This is a genomic window from Microbulbifer hydrolyticus (assembly GCF_009931115.1).
GTDB classification, from domain to species: domain Bacteria; phylum Pseudomonadota; class Gammaproteobacteria; order Pseudomonadales; family Cellvibrionaceae; genus Microbulbifer; species Microbulbifer hydrolyticus.
Genome location: NZ_CP047491.1, coordinates 1,687,453 through 1,705,073 on the forward strand (window position 1 = coordinate 1,687,453; position 17,621 = coordinate 1,705,073).

The following is a 17,621-nucleotide window of genomic DNA, read 5'->3' on the forward strand; positions in this document are numbered from 1 at the left end:
TGAACAAGCGGTGAGTCCGGAGTTGGACCTGCGCCAGAAAATTGCGCAGAAGCTGATGCTGGATATCCGCTACTACTGCCCACAAATGCAGCGCCCGGCGGAGGGCAAGGCCGGTAACAGCCACTGCGATCAGGCGGTGACGGCTCTGCCTCAGGACCTGCGGCGCATGATCGCTGACAACGATATCGGCGGCATTATTCTGTTCGCTGATAATTTGGCAGATAGCGCGCAGATGGTGCGTCTCAACCGTCAACTGCAGGGCGCGGCGGCCAGCGCCGCGAGCGGCCTGCCGCTGCTGATTGGTATCGACCAGGAGGGTGGACGTGTCAATCGTTTGCCGCGGAATGAGGCTGCCGCTTTCGCCGGCAATATGGCTATTGGCGCAACCTATCCTCGTCACGGTGAACATTTCGCAGCAACCACTGCCACCGCGATGGCAGAGCAATTGCAGGCACTTGGGTTCAATGTCAATTTTGCACCCACGCTGGATGTGAACAGTAATCCGCAGAACCCCGTGATCAATGTGCGCTCGTATGGTGAGTCGGCGCCAATGGTTGCCGATCTCGGAACCGCTGCGGTGGCAGCGTTCCAGCAGCAGGGCATTGCCGCGACAGTCAAACACTTCCCCGGTCATGGTGATACCAGTGTGGACAGCCACACCGGCTTGCCGCGGGTCGAGCGCACGCTGGAGGATGCCCACGCGATTGACTTGCTGCCGTTCAAGCAGGTGATAGCCAATGCGCAACCGGCGCTGACCATGACCGCCCACATCCAGTATCCCGCGCTCGATGACACTGTCCTCAAGTCAAAAAATGGTGACGAAATTCTGGTGCCAGCGACCCTGTCGCGAAAAATTTTGCACGGAATTCTGCGGAATGAAATGGGCTATCAAGGGGTTATCGTTACCGACTCGCTGAATATGGCCGGTATCAGCGACTATTTCTCTCCTGAAGATGCGGTGGTGAAAACCTTTCAGGCCGGTGCCGATATTGCCTTGATGCCAATCAAAGTTCGCTATCCGGAAGATATTCCTCGTATTAGTGCTTTGATTGAAGTTGTGGCGGAAGCGGTGGAGGCAGGTGAGCTCTCACAGCAGGAGCTGGATGAATCCTTCGCCCGTATACTGACGCTGAAGCAGATGTTCGCGCCGGCCACCAAAACAGAGCAGGACATCGAGACTGCGGTAGAGGCGGCACGCGTCGCGCTGTCAGCGCCGCAGCATCGTGCGCTCGCTTCCGAGCTGGCATCTGCGGCGCTGTCCAGCGTGTTCCCGCTATCGGCGTCGACACTCCCGGTAATAGACGAGCACGTTTCGCATATTCAGGTTTTGGCACCCAACCGGATGATCGGCGAAGCATTTCGTATCGCGCTGAAGGACGTGACCGAGGCGAACGTTTCTGTGCTTGAGCCCGAGAGCGCTGTCGCCGACATTGCCGCAGCCGCCGCAGATGTGTTGTTGGTGGCCAGTATCGTGCCCGCGGAGAGTGCGGTTGAGCTCGGCGGTATGGAGGATTTGCAGACACTGCAGCGTCGCCAGTTGGACATTCCTTCGCTGTATGCGATCTACCGGCAGTCCCTGCTGTCTGCACGCGCCCAGGATGCGAAAACGGTCTTTATCTCCATGCGCTCTCCATACGAGTCTGCCGTGTTCGAATCCCTGGCGGATGTGCATCTCGCGAGCTTCGATTACAAGGCATTTGTAGGCCCGGATCAGAATCTCGAGGGGCCGGTTTATCACGCTATCGCCAGGGCGCTGGTAAATTCCGGTGAGCCGACAGGGCGGGTCCCGGTCACTGTCATGTCCGCGACAGAATTGCAGGCGCAGACTACTGATATGGATGGTGTCGACATGTCCAGCGAAGGGTAGGGCGAGCGCCCAGAGCGTTGGTATCAACGGCCAGATTTGCGTCGCTATTTCTATCGGTTGCGCCTGTGGTTAGTCATTTAATTCTCACGGGCCCGTCGTTCACACTTGCGGGTATCGAAGTTAGAAAAATAACAGGTGCACCATGCGAACGGATTTGTGTTACCTCGACGCCTGCGAAGTACTGCAGCGCTATCAGCAGCGCGAAGTTTCTCCGGTAGAGGTACTGGCCGCGCAGATTGAACGCTTTGAGCAGATTGGTGGTGAAATCAACGCGTTCACCCGGAAAATGTTTGAGCGCGCGCGAGGGCAAGCCCGCGCTGCGGAGCAGGCATACATGGACGGTACTGCGCGCCCGCTGGAAGGCCTGATTGCCGCAATCAAGGATGAGACTTACATTCGTGGTGAAGTCACCACGAATGGATCGCATTTGCTCAAAGACAATGTGGCGGATGTTACCGATCCGGTGCCTGAGCGCTTGCTGGCAGCCGGGGCAATCTTTCACGCCCGCACCGCCACGCCGGAATTTTCGGTGGCTTCCTATACCTGGTCAGACTTGTGGGGCGTCACCCGCAATCCCTGGAATACCGCTATCACTCCGGGTGGATCGTCTGGTGGCTCCGCCGCCGCATTAGCCGCTGGGCTCTGTACCATTGCCAATGGAACGGACATGGGTGGGTCTGTGCGAATTCCTGCCTCGCAATGTGGGCTGCTCGGGTTAAAGGCTTCACACGGAAGGATTCCGGAAATCCCGCCATATAATGTGGACCCCTATGTACATCACGGCATGCTGACGCGAAGCGCACGTGACATGGTGATGCTCTACAACCTTCTTTCGGGCCCTCATTCGGTCGACCTCATGTCACAGCTGCCCAAAGAGGCGGTATCTGACACGCCGCTGGACTTGCGTGGGCTGCGTATTGGTCTGTCTCTCGACCTGGGCTTCTTCCAGCTCGATTCCGATGTACGTTTAAATACGCTGGCTTTTGCCAAGCGCCTGCGTGACCAGGGGGCGCAGGTGGATATGGTGGAGCTCGACTGGGACGAGCGCTGTATCCGCACGGCACAAATTCACCAGGGCGCACAAATGGGGCAGATGTTGCGTGATAAATTTGATCACCCGCAATATCGTGAAAAGTTGACCAGCTACGTGCGCCACTACTTTTCACTCTCGTCGGCGGCTTCACCTCAGCGGATACTCGAGGCCAATGACTACGCCCAGCACATGTGGCAGTCGTTGGAGCAGGTGTTCCGTAACGTCGACTTCCTGCTTTGCCCGACCGTATGTACTACCCGGGTCAAGGCAGACTTCGACTACAGTCGCGATCGGATCGAAATCGGTGGCGTCGAAGTCGATCCTGTAAAAGGCTGGTTTATGACGTACCCCTTCAACACCCTGAGTCGGTGCCCGGTGCTTTCAATGCCCAGTGGTATTGCCGACAACGGCGTGCCTACGGGAGTGCAGTTGGTAGGCCACCCCTATGCAGATGGTGCCCTGCTGCAGCTGGGACTTGCTATCGAGTCTGCGCAGGGAATGTTTATCCGGGCGGACAATGCGCCGCTGTCAAAACAGGCAATCAGTGCATGATCAAGCAGTGTGCGAAAGTGATTCGATCAGAAATACGTGCCGGTCGCTTCTGCGGTCCCACATCGGGACTGGCGGCGGGGTATGTCCAGGCAAATATTGCAATAGTACCTGCGCAAGTTGCGGACGAATTTGCTGAATTCTGCGCGCTGAACAAGCGTGCCTGTGCACTTTTACACCGTGCGGATCCGGGGCAATTCCTGTTGCCTGCGCTGGGGGAGGGCATTGACATACGCACCGATGTACCCCGCTACCTGATTCATCGCGCCGGGGAGAGCGCACAGGAAGTGACCGACGTGCGCGACTACTGGCGCGAAGATCTGGTTACTTTTGCCCTGGGTTGCTCGTTCTCTTTTGAAGAGGCGTTGATTAGCGCAGGCCTTGAAGTGCGCAACATCAGCGAGGGTCGCAATGTTCCCATGTATCGCACCAACCGCAATTGCAGTGCTACTGAAAGGTTCCATGCGAATCTGGTGGTGAGCATGCGTCCGTTTAGTGGCGAAGGTATTGATCGTGCTTGCGAGGTATCTGGCCAGTACCCCCTGGTGCATGGTGCACCGGTGTACGCAGGAGACCCGGCTGCTCTCGGGATCCGGGATATCGCCGCGCCGGATTATGGCGACGCTGTCACGGTCAATCCGGGTGAGCTCACCGCGTTCTGGGCTTGTGGAGTGACCGCGATTGAAGCGCTGCGCAATGCAGGGCTGGATTTTTGTATCACGCATGCGCCGGGCCATATGTTGATTTCCGACCGACAAAACACGGAAATGGAGTCGGTAACGGACATCCGCGCGTTGGACTGGCACTGAGTGAGTCCACATGTTTCAGATTGTGGATGCCGGCGATACCTCGATTTGCGTCTATCTCGCTGAGCGCGCGGATGAATCCACGCTCACACGGGTACTCGCCTTTGTGGACAGGGCAAAAATGGCACTGGGAGACCTGCTGCTTGATGTAGTGCCTTCATACTGTAGTGTCACGGTGTACTTTGACCTGCTCCGTACCGACTACTTCAGTGTCTGCAGCGTGCTTCGCTCGATAGCGGACGACCTCCCCGTTGAGCCGCTGGCGCAAGCGGCCTCGGCTGACGGCAAGCTGATCACATTGCCGGTTTACTATGGTGGTGATGTTGCACCCGATGCGTTGCGCGTGGCGCAGGCCGCCGGTATGTGTATTGAAGATGTAGCCCACCTGCACGCCGCCGAGACTTATCGGGTATTTGCTCTGGGTTTTCGTCCGGGGTTCGCATTTATGGGAAGCACTCCGGAACCGCTGCGGTTGCCTCGCCTGGACACCCCACGCAAGCGGGTTCCGGCGGGTGCTGTCGCTATCGCTGGTACCCAGGCCGCAATTTACCCGTCGGCCAGTCCGGGCGGCTGGAATCTGATCGGACGCTGCCCCACACCACTGTTCTCATGCGTGAATGGCGCACCCAGTGTACTGCTCGCGGTCGGAGACCGGGTGCGATTCAAGCCGGTAGAAAGAGAGGAATACCTGGCCCTGGGAGGGCAGCTGGATGCGTGACGACACCGCAGAATCGAAAGCACAGGGTACCGTGCAAGTGATATCCCCGGGGCCGTTAGCAATGCTTCAGGATAACGGACGCACTGGTTATCAGCATCTGGGCGTTGGCGTCGGCGGTGTTGCCGACAGCCATGCAGCGGGGTGGGCAAATCGGTTGCTGGGTAATGCAAGCGACGCGGTTTTAGTGGAGATTTTTCTCGGCAACTTCCGTGTGCGTTTTGATTACGCCAGTGAATTTTCTGTTGCAGGTGCCGAAGTACAGTGGAGATTGGATGGGCGTCCCATCGCGAATTGGCAGTCTCACCGCGCGCAGCCGGGCAGCCTGCTGGAGGCATCGATGGCGAGCGCAGGGCTACGCGCCTATCTCGCGTTCCCTGGAGGTGTCGACGCACCGGGGATCTGCGGTAGCAGTGCGACCAGCGTGGGCGAGGGGCTGGGAGGGTTGCTTGGCAATGGAAGTCCGTTAAAGCAAGGGGACGTACTGAAGTTTTCACCCCACCAGGCTGCAGCGGGGGTAATCCGGCGGGTGCCCACGCAGTTTTGTCGTGTGTATGGCAATGCTATGCGGCTGCGGGTGGTGCCATCAAACCAGTTCAATAAATTTCCCCCAGCAAGTGTGCAGCAGTTCTTCGCTTCCCGCTTCCAGGTTGCCGCGGAGTCAGACCGTATGGGCGTACGGCTACAGGGCCGTCCTTTGGAAAACCCACCGGGCAGCCTCACTTCGGAGGCGGTGAGTAGCGGAGCGATACAGGTCCCTGCCAGTGGCCTGCCTATCGTGCTGATGCAGGATTGCCAGACCATCGGTGGTTATCCAAAGCTCGGACATGTGTACCGGGTGGATCTGGACCTTTTGGCACAGGCCCGATCGGGTGTGGAAGTTCAGTTCTCACTTGGTGATGCGGCCGAGTCCCGACACGAATTACTACTGCAAAAACAGTTTTTTTGCCGATATAGAGAACGCAATTATGGATAATTTGGTTCTGGATAGGTTTCACCGTGCAGACACTATGCACCTCTCCGCGCAGCTGGAATCTTTAATGGTGGCGTGCAACCTGCGCGGAATGGGTACAATTCGCGACAGCGGATATCGGGGATATTTGCAGTCGGCCGTAGAGACACTATTGCGAGACCGGCAGCGAGTAGCGATTGTCAGTGGTTTCCCCATGGGCAACAGCTTTGAAACCGACGGACCGGCCGGGGCCATTGCTCTGGCGCACGGGCTGCGGAAGATAGGCTCGAAAGTTGCGCTGCTGGGTATCACCGAGTACGCGCAGGCGATGGCGAAGGCACTACCACAGGCAGTGCCGGATGGTGAAGGGCTGGCGGCCAGTATCTTTGCGGTTGATCCAAAGAACACAGCCGCTCAACTGAAAGCTTTCAGTGTTGATTTCCGCCCGACTCTGGTCATTTTTATTGAGGTGCCCGGCAGTGGATCTGATGGTCGCTACCGCAACATGCGCTTCGAAGACATCAGTGCGAGTACACTGGAGTGGGAGTTGCTACTGAGAGCGGTGGAATGTCCTACCCTGGCTATCGCCGATGGTGGCAATGAGCTCGGAATGGGAATGCTGCGGTGCAGGCTGGAAGATATGCCGATCGCCTGCGCTCATGCATCAACTGACGAGTTGGTGATTGCGGATGTGTCCAATTGGGGTGCATACGCGCTGCTGGCACAAGCGTCTGCTTGTGTAAGACGTCCGCTATTGGATGGTTTTTCCCTCGCACAGTGTCTGCAAGCATTGGTAATGGAGGGGGTGGTAGACGGGGTGACCGGAGCCGTCACGGCTACCGAAGATGGATTACCCTTGTCGCGCAGTCTTTCGTTTATAGAGGGGGTCAAGGCTCTGTCTCACCCATTCTGTGTGAGCGAAATTGAAAGCCCTGCCGTATCGCAAGACCCTTTGGCCGAGGCTCTGGCCTAAGCTCTCCGGTATTGCCTTTCTTCCGCCGGGACCACAACCGTGATGGCCCCGGCGGATATCACTATCGCACCTTTCTGTATCAGGTATCAGGTATCAGGAATCCTTCACCGCCAGTACCCTGGTGTTGATATCCGGGTAACCACTCAGCTTGTCCGGAAAATATTTTTCAAGCAGTGCAAGCAGGATGGCACGGGTTTGGTTGTCCACTTCACCGTCGACTTTCCACGGCCTGAAATGATACTGAAACGCACGCGTGTAGAGCGAAATCTCGTCTTCTGTCGCAGCTGCAGGGTCTATTCCGTAGCCATAATCCCGCAACCATTGTGCAAATCGCTGGCGTACACTATCGCGATCACTGGTGGTGTTCCCGCTCAGATAATCCAGGTGTCGCTTGACGGTCTCGTCATCATACCAGGCGCCGATACCAGCCTCCGCCAGTTGTTGCCACGGAAATTTGGGGCCCGGATCGATTTTCCATTGCGGGATGATATCGCCGTGACCAATAACCCGTGTCGGCGTTATGTCAGGGTAGCGGGCAAGAATATCCTTGGATAGTGCCGTAACCAGCTCAATCTGTTTTGGATCAAAATCCGGAAAAAAGCAGACCGCTTCCTCCTCGGCTTCCGGAGTGGATTCTGCAGGAGGATGGCAGTGGCTCTTGTTTACGATCTCGATACCAATAGAGTGATCGTTCAGCTGACTGCGGTCTTCCCACAGGCTGGGCCCGGCATGCCAGGCGCGGCGGGTCTCGTCTACAAGCTGGTACACCCGAAGATCATCGTGGGGGTAGCTAGGATCGTCGCTTTCTGGCACCAGGTAATGTGAGCTTACCGGCGCCGAGCTCGGCTGGGTCAGTACCCGTAGGGAGGTGTCAAAGTCGATGGCCGTGAAATGCATAACCAGGAAGCGCACTCGCTCGCTGGCATTCTGGGATTTTACCACTTCGATCTCGTAGTCTTCACTTTCGTGGTTCAGGCCGGCACTGGTGCTGACACAGGCCGTCAATAATCCAGTGCTGGCAAATGCTGCGAGAAGGCCGGCGGCGCGCTGGACGCCTTGCATTATTGGGTTTGACATAGTGAGTCCTTCAGTCGAATACCAGAATCAAAGTCTGCAGTGGGAATGGAGTCAATCTTTACCAGTCCATCATTGGAAGTCATGCGGTGAATATAACGGCCATCGCCGAGTGCAATACCCACATGAGTGAGTACGCCTTCCGCCCAGTCACCGTAGGTGTTCTTAAGAAAAACCAGGTCACCCGCTTGCAGCGCATCAATGGCCTTCACCTTCTGCCCAAATTCATCGGATGCGAGAGAGTCAACATGTTCCGGTAACAGCTCATCCTCTGGCCCCAGCAGATGGCCGTCCCATGGGGATTCTGTTTCCAGAGTGGCAAAGTGTTCACCGCAGGCTGCGACCAGAATTTCCCGCGTCCAGTTCATGCACTGTTCTGCCTCGCCGATGCGATACTCTCTGTTTTCCCAGGGTAGGGCCTCCGCCACCAGCTTCTCCCCCAGGACAAGACGCGTTGACTGCTGGGGTGAAATTACGTCTGTCTGACCGGAAAGAGACGCTTTGGCCATATCGGCTGAGTGCTGTCGTTCAGCGATATCAGAGTCTTCACAGGCTGAGAGTTGCACTAGCCCGGCCAGGAAGAAAGGTAAGAACGCTCTATTCATGGTGTTTTAATTTCCACGCAATTATTGTTTCTTTGGGTATCCGGTAACAGCCAGAGTGGATCGATGCACACAGCATCAAGTCTTTTCTCGAGTGGTAGCTGCAGGGTCAGCTGCTGGCGCTGTGCACGCATCCAGGCCTGTGCCGGTACCTTGAGGTCATGTCGTGAGCCATCTTCCAGCTCGAGCTGTAATGGAATCGGCAAGATCCCCCCGCCACGGTTCGCCAGCACTAATGTGTACCATTGGTGCTGGTCGCCAACGTTAAGGGAAAGCGGGGCATTCCTGGTAGGGATCGGGGGAAGTCCACGACTGTATTGATCTGCCAGAGTAGTATCGCGCTCGACCACGAATCCATTGATGCCGCCTACGGTAAGTGCCAGTGGCGGGGGCGGCGAAACGTCGGAGAAGGTGAGGGCGAGGTCTATGTCATCACTGCGGACATGTCTTATTGCCAGATCAATACTCGCACTTTCATAAAACCAGCTGCGCCAGAACCAACTGAGATCGGTAGCTGCTGCTGTCTCCAGCGCCCGGAACAGGTCGCCCGGTACGGGACGCTTGCCCTGCCAGGCGTGGGCAAAGTCCGCAAGTGCCGCATCAAAAACTTCGGGCTCCAGTACCAGGTGCCGCAATATATTCAGAACGCTGGCGGTTTTGTTGTAGGCGTTGTCGATCTTGCCGTGCAAACTATCAGCACTGCTCATGATCGGCTGGTGAATGGCGCTCGCGGTGTAGTCCACAATAGAGCGGGGCTCGCCATAGATTACGTCAAAATTTGGTTCCCAGCTGTGCTCGGCGCGGTACTCGATAAAGCTCACCAGGCCCTCGTCCAGCCACGCCCACTCCCGTTCGTCAGTATTGATTTGCATGGGGAGATAGTTGTGGCCAACCTCGTGAATGACACTGCCGATAAAATCGTATTTGGTTAGCGCATCCCATGGTGGCCGCGCTGCAGTGGCGGAGACGCGCTCCGGGCGCGTGGCAATAGTTGCTAGCCCCGGGTATTCCATACCAATACCGGCCGCATTGACAATGCTCACGCTGGGCATTTGCAGTGGCGCCAGAGCGTGATCAAAAGTATCGAGTGTATGCGCTATTGCCGGTAGCCCGAATCTTTCCCACAGCGGTCCTGCTTCCACGGGAAAAAACTGCTGTAGTTTGCGTCCTTGTTGATCGACGGTTAGCTGCCACTGGAATGCTGCAGAAGTTGCGAACGCGAAATCCCGCAAGTCCTCCCCGGAGAACTGCCAGCGCTTGCGGCCGTGACGATCCTTACGCACGCGGTTTGCTATTGCCGCTTGTGGATCAATCATCCAGACGGGCGTTTGTGACTCGCTTTTCCATTGCTGTAACTGCACGTCGTCCAGTACTTGCGCTGCATTTTGCAGTATGCCGCTGGCTGCTACCGTATAGTGGCTGGGTGCTTCAATGGTAACCTGGTAGTTGCCAAATTCGGTGGAAAACTCTCCCTGCTGGAGAAACGGCTTGAGCTGCCAGCCAGCGTAATCCGTATACGCCAGTGCGCGCGGGAACCATTGTGCGGCGACAAAAATTCGGGCGCCATCTGCCAGCGACTCGTAACCACTGCGGGCGCCGGTGGCGACTTTATCGGTAAGTGTTAGAGACCAGTCAATCTTGAGCGTTGTGGACTTTCCCGCATCCAGGGACTGGGGGAGAGATACTTGCAGTATCGTATCGCGAACATGCCATTCAAGAGGGTGACCCGCGCTATTGGTTACTGAAGAAACCTCGAAACCGCTCGCAGGCATGCGTGCCAGGCTGCGCTTGCGACTGCGTTCGTTTCCAGTCGCCAAAAGATTGTAAGCGGCTGCACTGTCCTCTTGCAGGGCATTGTGGTCGAGCGCAAAAAATAGCTGTGGTAGTTGATCCGGGGAGTTGTTCTGATAACGGATCTGGGCGCTGGCCCGGATTCGGTTGTGGGCAGGCTCCAGCGTGGCGGACAGTATGTAATCTACCTGCTGCTGCCAGTAGTTTTCCGCTGGCAGACCATTGCGACTGCGATACACCCCGAGGCCCAAATCGGACTGTGTCAGTTTAGAGAAAGGATCCTTGGTCGCCAAAGGGGGTAGGGCGACTGACTTGTTTGCCCAGAAACCCGTGGCGGAAAGCAGCAATACGGGAACCAGAGCGCGCACGGCAACAAGGTGGGCCCTTGGTGGTGATGGTGTTACCGCAGTTGCTCGACCGTGTCGGCGCGCTCTGAATAGATTCATGCGGGGCTCACCGCTGGCTGTGCCACGGGAATTTGGCGGCGCTCAGTGATGGCTGCCATCATAAGCGTGAGAGCCATGCAGATAATGCCCAGTATCAGCACAGGTACAAAATTGTTGTTGATGATCAGGGCTGCCGCCAGGGGTGGCCCGACAATTTCTCCCACCTTGAAAGCGCTGGCGCACAGTACGATAAAACGCCCGGTATCATCCACACGGTTGAACTGATCCATCAGCAAAGGCAGCGAGAAACTCCAGAAGAACTGGAATACGATCGAAGTGGAGGCATAAAGCAGGTAGGCATCCAGGGTGTTGCCGCCGATCAGTGCGGCCATGGTGGCGATCTGCAACATCATGGCTAAGGTAAGGGTGGGCACTCGGCCAATGCGAGCGGTCAGCCAGGGCGTCGCGAGAGAACCCAGACCACTGATGGCAAAACCAATGCCGAGGAGGTCCCCGACGCGCGCGCTTTCAAGCCCCATTTCCAGTCCAATGCGCTCGAGATAGGCCCAAACCGCGGATACGCCGCAGTAATACACCACTGTGGTGCCGAATACGAGCAGTGAACGTCCATTTAACAGGGTGCCGAACACTGTCTCCTGCGGTAAGGCCTCGGGCTTTTGTGACCTGGGAAATGCCAGCATACAGCTGAGCAGTGTCAGTACCAGCCAACCATTCAGGTAGTGAAAGAAGCCGTCGATCTGCAGTTGCGCCATGATGCGCGGCACCGCAAAAAAGCCCACGGTGCCGAAAAATACCTGTGCCGCGACCATCAGGCCAAAAGCCATTTGCGGATTCCGGTGATCTCCGAGGGCGGCGAGCGCAACAGCGTAGGCAGAGCCACACCCGATACCCGCGATGATGCGGATCGCCATCAGCGTGGTGAAATCCTCCGCGCCCAGACTGGCGAGGTTGCCCAGCAGGAAACATGTCAGGCCAGATAGGACGACGGCGCGCCACGGCACTTTGCGCACCCAGAAAATTGCCGACGCAGAGCTGACAAATATCCCAATCACATCAGCGGCGGCAAGCCAGCCGGTTTGTTGCTGAGTGAAAAGCCCCCTGTCGCTCAACCCTCCCACCCATAGTGGCAGCAAGGTGAGAATGGAAGCTCCCATCATCGCCACCAGTAGCAGGCTTGTGAGATTGGCGAAGCTGTCGGGACGGTATGAATGGCTGTCTTTGGTATGCATGGGTTGTGCTTATTTTTTGTGACGGTGCCGGATATCGGGCGGTGCAAGCTGACCGGTCAACACCGCAAATGTCCGGATCAATAAATGTGCGTGATCCAGTGTACGAGTCAAAAAAAACAGAGCCAGTTATTGCCAATCGGCCTGGGCGATAGGTGCACGTTTTTTTATGCAGTTGAAGGGCGTGCTTTGCCCTACAAGTGTTCCGTACCCCCGACTGGTTAAATTTCCTCCCGTATGTGATTGCAGGATACGGGATTCAAGGTGGCGTAAAAAATGTGCTTTTAGGCCGTTTAATGCGCCGTGCTGTCAAATGCCTCCCCATTTTACAAATAAAAAATTCTTCGTGTGTGTTTTTCTTGGAATTTTTTAATTGGCGTTGAATGGTGCCCGGTCATACTTCCTACTTTCATCTTTTTTTCACCGCTGGATTGTGAAACCGGTGCAGAATTTATTGCCCGGGTAGATGCATGTCGTCGGGGCGTGCGGTTATCGCCGTCCCGCATGGGGCGCGGTGTTTGGCGCATAATGCTTCTCGCATGCGGGAATATCTTCGATATTTTATTCGTTCCCTTTTTTTCCTCTGTCACCGTTCACTTCTCTCTTTGTTGGTATTCGCGCCATACAAGCTGTCAAAAGTGTCTTTTTGTCATTTTCCGGATATTTTTTTGAATTTTTTATGATTATGTTCTCGCGTCAGAAGAATTTTTTCAGCAGAATGGCTTCAGGAATATCTTATTCCGTGCGGTAGGTGCCAAGGGTATAAATTATCGGTTCGACCGATAGGTTGAGCGACTTTTCTAAAAAATAAGAGTGCACCACCGCTGGCGCTGATAGGGAGCTCCGGTCACAGATCGAACGTTTCCCGATTGGGGACCAACACAATAAAAGCCTGGGAGGCCATCCATGTTTCAGAAAACGAAATTGAGTTCCTCACTCCAGAGTGCAACCTCAACAACACTTTCACGCTCGGCTGCGGCAGTTGCAGGCGTGTTGTTCTCAGTGTCTGTTGCGGCTCAGCAGTCGGGGAGTATCGAGGGTACAGTTTACCTCGACGAAAATGTCGAAGCGGCTGGTGTGAAGATCACCGCAACCAGCCCGGTAATGCCGAAAAAAAGAACGGTTGAAACCGATGCTGACGGCGATTTCAGGCTGCCTGCCCTGATTCCCGGTACCTACACGCTTACTCTGACTACTGAAGACGGCATCACCCGCACGGTTAAAACCCGAGTGTTGCTGGATCAGCGCTCCAATGTCCAAGTGATGATGGCACCGGACGCGACAGCCGAGGAAATGGAAGAGATTGCCGTGTTCGGCCAGCAGGTCGAAGTTGTAGGCGGGGGCGCATCAGTCTCCAACGCGATTGGGGCGGATGTAATTGGTGCGCTGCCGGTTGGCCAAAGCTATCGCGACCTGATGAAGCTGCTTCCCGGGGTGCAAGTTTCCCAAGACTCCGTCCGCGGTCCCAATGCGGGCGGCAGTGGCCAGGACAATACCTATGCGTTTGACGGCGTAAACGTGACGCTGCCAATGTTCGGTACGCTCGCTGCAGAGCCTTCAAGTCAGGACATTGAGCAGGTTGCGGTCGAGCGTGGCGGTGCCAGGGCGATTGGCTTTAACCGTGCCGGCGGTGTGAGCGTGGATACCAAGTCAAAATCTGGTACCAACGAATTTAAAGGCAGCGTTAATTACAGGTTTCAGCCTGCGAATCTGCGTGCAGAGACCGTTGACGGTGTGAGATCTCAAACCGAATATGACTGGACCACTGCAAATTTCAGCGGTCCGCTGGTCGAAGATACCCTGTTCTTCTACGGCTCTTATTACGGGCCCACCGTATCTCGTGATAACAAAGAAACCGCCTACGGTCCCACCAAAGACTATCTGAGCGAGCGTGACGAGTACTTCGGTAAGCTGACCTATGCGGTGACTGAGGATATTCTGCTGAATGCCAGCTACCGTACCTCAGAGCGAGTCGGTGAGGGTCTCTCAGTCGGGTTTAATGAGGCAGATTCAGTTTCCTCGGGTGAAAAATCCAATCAGGATATCATCACCTTTGATGGTTCGTGGATTATCAGCGACAGCACCACCTTTACTTTCCAGTACAGTGATTACGCTCTGGAGACGGTGGGTGGCCCGGATAATTACCTCTCAATTCAGCCTACCTATGGCGCTGCTCTGGATTTAGCCCAGCTGGACCAGATGGGTTACTTCAGTGTTCCCAATCTGGATCCGGACAACCCCGACTACGACAATGATCTGGCTCAGGATCTGATTGACGCATACGGTTATGTAAATGATGACGGTGAGCTTGTTGGTGGTGGCGGCGTTGGTGGCTATAGCTCCATCAATGATCAGTCCTTCTATCGCAAAGGCTTTGAAATGGCGCTGGAGCACAACTTTGACGTTGGCCCAACCAGTCATCAGCTGCATATGGGCTATCAGTGGTCCGAAGGTACAGAAGACCTGTCGCGGATGTCGAACGGCTGGGGTGCTATTTACTATGTCGGCGGTGAGGAAACCACCCCGGATGGTGACCCGATCTATTTCCAGTCTTACACCGAGCAGATGAGCCTCGTGGATGCGTCTGGCACTTCCGTGCCGAACATCGTATCGAGCACGGTAACTCACAACTTTGAGATCAATGACTCTATTGAGTGGAATGATTTCACCTTCAATGTTGGTTTCCTGATCAGCCAGGATACTTACTTCGGTCAGGGCTTGAAGAAGAATTCCAGCAACTATTCTGGCTTTGAAACTGCGCCGGGCAACAAGTACGAGATGTATGAGATCGACTGGAAGGATATGATCCAGCCTCGATTGGGCGTTACCTGGGCGTACAACGGGGAAGACACCGTATTTGCGAACTTTGCCCAGTACAACCCTGCTGCCAGCTCGCTGGCCCGCGCTGCCTCCTGGGATCGTAATTCCGCTCGCCAGTTGGATGTTTGGTGGGATGAGGATGGCAATTACCTGGGTAACCAGGGCCGCAGAGGTTCATCCGGTAAGATCTTCCAGGACAATCTGACGCCGCGCCGTGTTGATGAGCTCACCATCGGTACCACTAAAGCCTGGGGTGACAGTATCAATACTCGCGCGCATGTGCGTTACCGCGAAGGCTCCCACTTCTGGGAAGACGTTTGGAACTGGGCGCGTTCTGATGAGGGTTGCTACGGTGACTTCGATGGCGATGGCATCAATGAGCATTGTGTGCCTGCGGATATCGAAGCGCTCGGTCCGTATGTTCCTGACCTGCAGGAATACCGCGATGAGATTGGCGGCTCCTCTTACGTTATCGCGGAAATGGATGGCGCTTACACGAAGTACTGGGAGATGTCTCTGGAAGCGGAGTGGTATGGCGAGCGTAGTTACCTGAATGCATCTTATGTATACAGTGAGTACACCGGTAATATCGACCAGGACAACACTTCCTTTACCAATGACCTCAACCTGTTCCTCGGCTCTTCGAGCTATGCGGATGATTACGGTCAGTACACCTGGGACCTGAAGGAAGGCACCATGCGTGGTGACAGGCCGCATCAGCTCAAAGTGTTTGGATACTACACTCTGGACTGGAATGCGAATGTCGGTGCGTTCCTGACCTATCAGTCTGGTCAGCCTTGGGAAGCGTGGGATGGCTCTATCTACGGACGTAGTTCTGACACCATGCGTTATGCAGAGCCTGCGGGCAGCCGTCGTACCGGTAGCCACTGGCAGATGGATTTGAACTATACCCAGGACTTCAAGGTGTTGAGTGATTACACCGTTAAGTTCAAAGCGGATATCTTTAATCTGTTCGATCGCCAGACTGGCTATAACCCGCAGCCTTCAGTGGATAGTGAGCTATTTGGTGAGCCGCGCAGTCGTTGGAGCCCGCGTCGAGTCCAGCTGTCGCTGGGTGTGGACTTCTAACTGCGAAAGTATCGACAAGAACTCTATTGGATCGTATGTACTTGCCCCGGCTTAGCCGGGGCTTTTTTTTGCGGCGCAAACACAGGAGGTCGCTGTGGTTTTGTGCTGCGGACTAAGCTGACTAAATAATTTTTGAGCGCGTGTATTATTCTGAATAAATTATTCGTAATTGAGCGTCAAAGTGGATTAAAATGGCGCTATTCAGAGAAGAATAAGTAGTGGAGTTTTGGATTGAGTCTGATGAACAGCCTGAATTGGTTCGTGCGGGCAGCCAGTGCTGGACTGGTGGTCATTTCGCTTGTCGCGTGCGATACATCGACGGACAGCACGGCCTATTCCCGACAGTCCGTCGATGCGGAAAAGCCCGTTGATGCCGCCGTCGATTACGTCACAGATGTACCAATGTTGCGCGAGCCGATGCTGGCGGCAGCCTTCTGGCAGCAACGGTTGCAAAGTGATGAGGTCAGGCTGGATGCAGCCGGGATCCGTGACCTGAATAGTATCAGCCTCGCCCGTGACCCAAACCTTCACAACCTGGATGAATTTCCTTCGCACCTTTCACGAGAACAGGTGCTCACCCTGATTGATGGCATCAGCCGCTCCGCATCATCCCCGCGATATTTTTCCGACGGCCGTGAGGTGAGTGCTGAAGACTATGCGGCACTGGAGGCGTCTGTACATCGCTCCTCCGTGGAAGACTCGGTAGCCGTGCAATGGGGTGTGGTGGTGGAGCGTGCAAGTATGCGCAGCTACCCCACGGACGTCCGTGTGCTGAAAAGTGTGGAAGACCGGGATCTGGATCGCTTCCAGGAAACAGGTGTGTTCCCCGGTCAACGCCTGGCGATTTTGCACGAAAGTGCTGATGGTGAATGGTGGTTTGCGGTGAACTATCACTACGCCGCGTGGCTGCCGAAGCGTGCCGTTGCCATCGGCGAGCGGGCGCAGATTAATCAGTGGTTCAATCGCTCGCCGCGGTTGACCGTCACCGGTGCACAAGTGCGTACCAACTTTAACCCGGACGACCCGCGTACATCGCAAGTCGTGCTGGATATGGGCGTATCACTGCCGGTGCTGAGTGCGGCGGAAGTCGGGCACCGGATAAACGGCCAGAACCCTCATGCCAGCCACATTGTCTCGCTGCCCGTGCGCACTGAAAGTGGTGCTTTGGAGTTTGAGCCGACACTGATCGGGCGTGCGCAGGACGTCACGCTGGGGCATCTGGAGTATCGTCCTTCTCTGGTGTTACAGCAGGCGTTCAAGTTCCTCGGAGAGCGTTACGGCTGGGGCCATGATTACAACGGGCGCGACTGCACCGGCTTTGTGGGCGAAGTGTATAAATCTTTCGGTATTCTGATGCCGCGCAATTCCGGTCAGCAGGGAAACAGTGAATTCGCTCCGACCAAACGTTTTGCTGCGGATGATCACGTTGCGCGCCGCGAGGCGCTGGCGGAACTGTCGGTGGGGGATCTCATCTATATACCTGGCCATGTAATGATGTACCTGGGAGACGTAGAGGGTGAGCCGTATGTTATCCACGATGTAACCGGCCTGAGTTATTACACCGAGGAAGCCGCTGCGGCCGCTGAAGAAGCAAGCTTTTACCGGGGCACTTTGTCGGGTGTCTCTATCACGCCATTGACGCCTTTGCATCTCTCCCGTGAGAAGAGCTTCGTAGAGGCAATTTACGCAATAAAATCCATTATCTGACCGGTATTGC

The 17,621-nt window shown here is 55.7% G+C and carries 13 protein-coding genes; 8 read left to right on the forward strand and 5 right to left on the reverse strand.

The features are described 5' to 3' along the window. The first annotated feature begins 10 nt into the window (after positions 1-10). From GTQ55_RS07130 to GTQ55_RS07155, 6 genes are all read left to right on the forward strand, one after another. A complete protein-coding gene (locus GTQ55_RS07130) occupies positions 11-1,867 on the forward strand; it encodes a glycoside hydrolase family 3 N-terminal domain-containing protein (RefSeq protein WP_161858111.1) in 1,857 nt (618 codons plus the stop codon). A gap of 142 nt (positions 1,868-2,009) precedes the next feature. Then, positions 2,010-3,452, forward strand: coding sequence for an amidase (locus tag GTQ55_RS07135; protein WP_161858112.1), 1,443 nt, complete (start codon positions 2,010-2,012; stop codon positions 3,450-3,452). Then, the gene (locus GTQ55_RS07140) at positions 3,449-4,258 is read left to right on the forward strand and encodes a putative hydro-lyase (RefSeq protein WP_161858113.1); all 810 of its coding nucleotides are present in this window, start codon (positions 3,449-3,451) and stop codon (positions 4,256-4,258) included. Before GTQ55_RS07135 ends, GTQ55_RS07140 begins: the two co-directional genes overlap by 4 nt. Positions 4,259-4,268: 10 nt before the next feature. Next, complete coding sequence (locus tag GTQ55_RS07145; protein ID WP_161858114.1) at positions 4,269-4,973, forward strand: 5-oxoprolinase subunit B family protein; 705 nt, start codon at positions 4,269-4,271, stop codon at positions 4,971-4,973. Beyond that, positions 4,966-5,946: a 5-oxoprolinase subunit C family protein gene (locus GTQ55_RS07150; protein ID WP_183946562.1), complete on the forward strand. Its 981-nt coding sequence runs from the start codon at positions 4,966-4,968 to the stop codon at positions 5,944-5,946. The genes GTQ55_RS07145 and GTQ55_RS07150 overlap by 8 nt, the downstream gene beginning before the upstream one ends. Then, positions 5,939-6,895, forward strand: coding sequence for a glutamate cyclase domain-containing protein (locus GTQ55_RS07155; RefSeq protein ID WP_161858116.1), 957 nt, complete (start codon positions 5,939-5,941; stop codon positions 6,893-6,895). Before GTQ55_RS07150 ends, GTQ55_RS07155 begins: the two co-directional genes overlap by 8 nt. Before the next feature lie 93 nt (positions 6,896-6,988). Here the strand turns inward: GTQ55_RS07155 and GTQ55_RS07160 are convergent, their stop codons facing one another. The 5 genes from GTQ55_RS07160 to GTQ55_RS17930 all read right to left on the reverse strand — a co-directional run bounded on the left by GTQ55_RS07160 (position 6,989) and on the right by GTQ55_RS17930 (position 12,585). Next, positions 6,989-7,972, reverse strand: coding sequence for an N-acetylmuramoyl-L-alanine amidase (locus tag GTQ55_RS07160; protein WP_237567869.1), 984 nt, complete (start codon positions 7,970-7,972; stop codon positions 6,989-6,991). Further along, positions 7,957-8,574, reverse strand: coding sequence for an NlpC/P60 family protein (locus GTQ55_RS07165; RefSeq protein WP_237567870.1), 618 nt, complete (start codon positions 8,572-8,574; stop codon positions 7,957-7,959). Before GTQ55_RS07165 ends, GTQ55_RS07160 begins: the two co-directional genes overlap by 16 nt. Next, positions 8,571-10,601: a M1 family metallopeptidase gene (locus GTQ55_RS07170; RefSeq protein ID WP_161858117.1), complete on the reverse strand. Its 2,031-nt coding sequence runs from the start codon at positions 10,599-10,601 to the stop codon at positions 8,571-8,573. Before GTQ55_RS07170 ends, GTQ55_RS07165 begins: the two co-directional genes overlap by 4 nt. Positions 10,602-10,804: 203 nt before the next feature. Next, the gene (locus GTQ55_RS07175) at positions 10,805-11,998 is read right to left on the reverse strand and encodes an MFS transporter (RefSeq protein ID WP_161858118.1); all 1,194 of its coding nucleotides are present in this window, start codon (positions 11,996-11,998) and stop codon (positions 10,805-10,807) included. A gap of 323 nt (positions 11,999-12,321) precedes the next feature. After that, complete coding sequence (locus tag GTQ55_RS17930; RefSeq protein ID WP_237567871.1) at positions 12,322-12,585, reverse strand: hypothetical protein; 264 nt, start codon at positions 12,583-12,585, stop codon at positions 12,322-12,324. Between the two features lie 412 nt (positions 12,586-12,997). On the opposite strand from GTQ55_RS17930, the gene GTQ55_RS07180 reads away from it, so the two are divergent. Beyond that, a complete protein-coding gene (locus GTQ55_RS07180; protein WP_237567872.1) occupies positions 12,998-15,904 on the forward strand; it encodes a TonB-dependent receptor in 2,907 nt (968 codons plus the stop codon). Between the two features lie 240 nt (positions 15,905-16,144). Beyond that, the gene (locus GTQ55_RS07185) at positions 16,145-17,611 is read left to right on the forward strand and encodes an SH3 domain-containing protein (protein ID WP_161858120.1); all 1,467 of its coding nucleotides are present in this window, start codon (positions 16,145-16,147) and stop codon (positions 17,609-17,611) included. Positions 17,612-17,621 lie beyond the last annotated feature (10 nt).

Excerpts from the sequence above, each read along its gene's own strand:
- GTQ55_RS07150 (WP_183946562.1), top strand. The coding sequence starts at position 4,966 with ATGCGTGACGACACCGCAGAATCGAAAGCACAGGGTACCGTGCAAGTG.
- GTQ55_RS07135 (WP_161858112.1), top strand. The coding sequence starts at position 2,010 with ATGCGAACGGATTTGTGTTACCTCGACGCCTGCGAAGTACTGCAGCGC.
- GTQ55_RS07175 (WP_161858118.1), bottom strand. The coding sequence starts at position 11,998 with ATGCATACCAAAGACAGCCATTCATACCGTCCCGACAGCTTCGCCAAT.
- GTQ55_RS07140 (WP_161858113.1), top strand. The coding sequence starts at position 3,449 with ATGATCAAGCAGTGTGCGAAAGTGATTCGATCAGAAATACGTGCCGGT.
- GTQ55_RS07145 (WP_161858114.1), top strand. The coding sequence starts at position 4,269 with ATGTTTCAGATTGTGGATGCCGGCGATACCTCGATTTGCGTCTATCTC.
- GTQ55_RS07165 (WP_237567870.1), bottom strand. The coding sequence starts at position 8,574 with ATGAATAGAGCGTTCTTACCTTTCTTCCTGGCCGGGCTAGTGCAACTC.
- GTQ55_RS07185 (WP_161858120.1), top strand. The coding sequence starts at position 16,145 with ATGAACAGCCTGAATTGGTTCGTGCGGGCAGCCAGTGCTGGACTGGTG.
- GTQ55_RS07155 (WP_161858116.1), top strand. The coding sequence starts at position 5,939 with ATGGATAATTTGGTTCTGGATAGGTTTCACCGTGCAGACACTATGCAC.
- GTQ55_RS07160 (WP_237567869.1), bottom strand. The coding sequence starts at position 7,972 with ATGTCAAACCCAATAATGCAAGGCGTCCAGCGCGCCGCCGGCCTTCTC.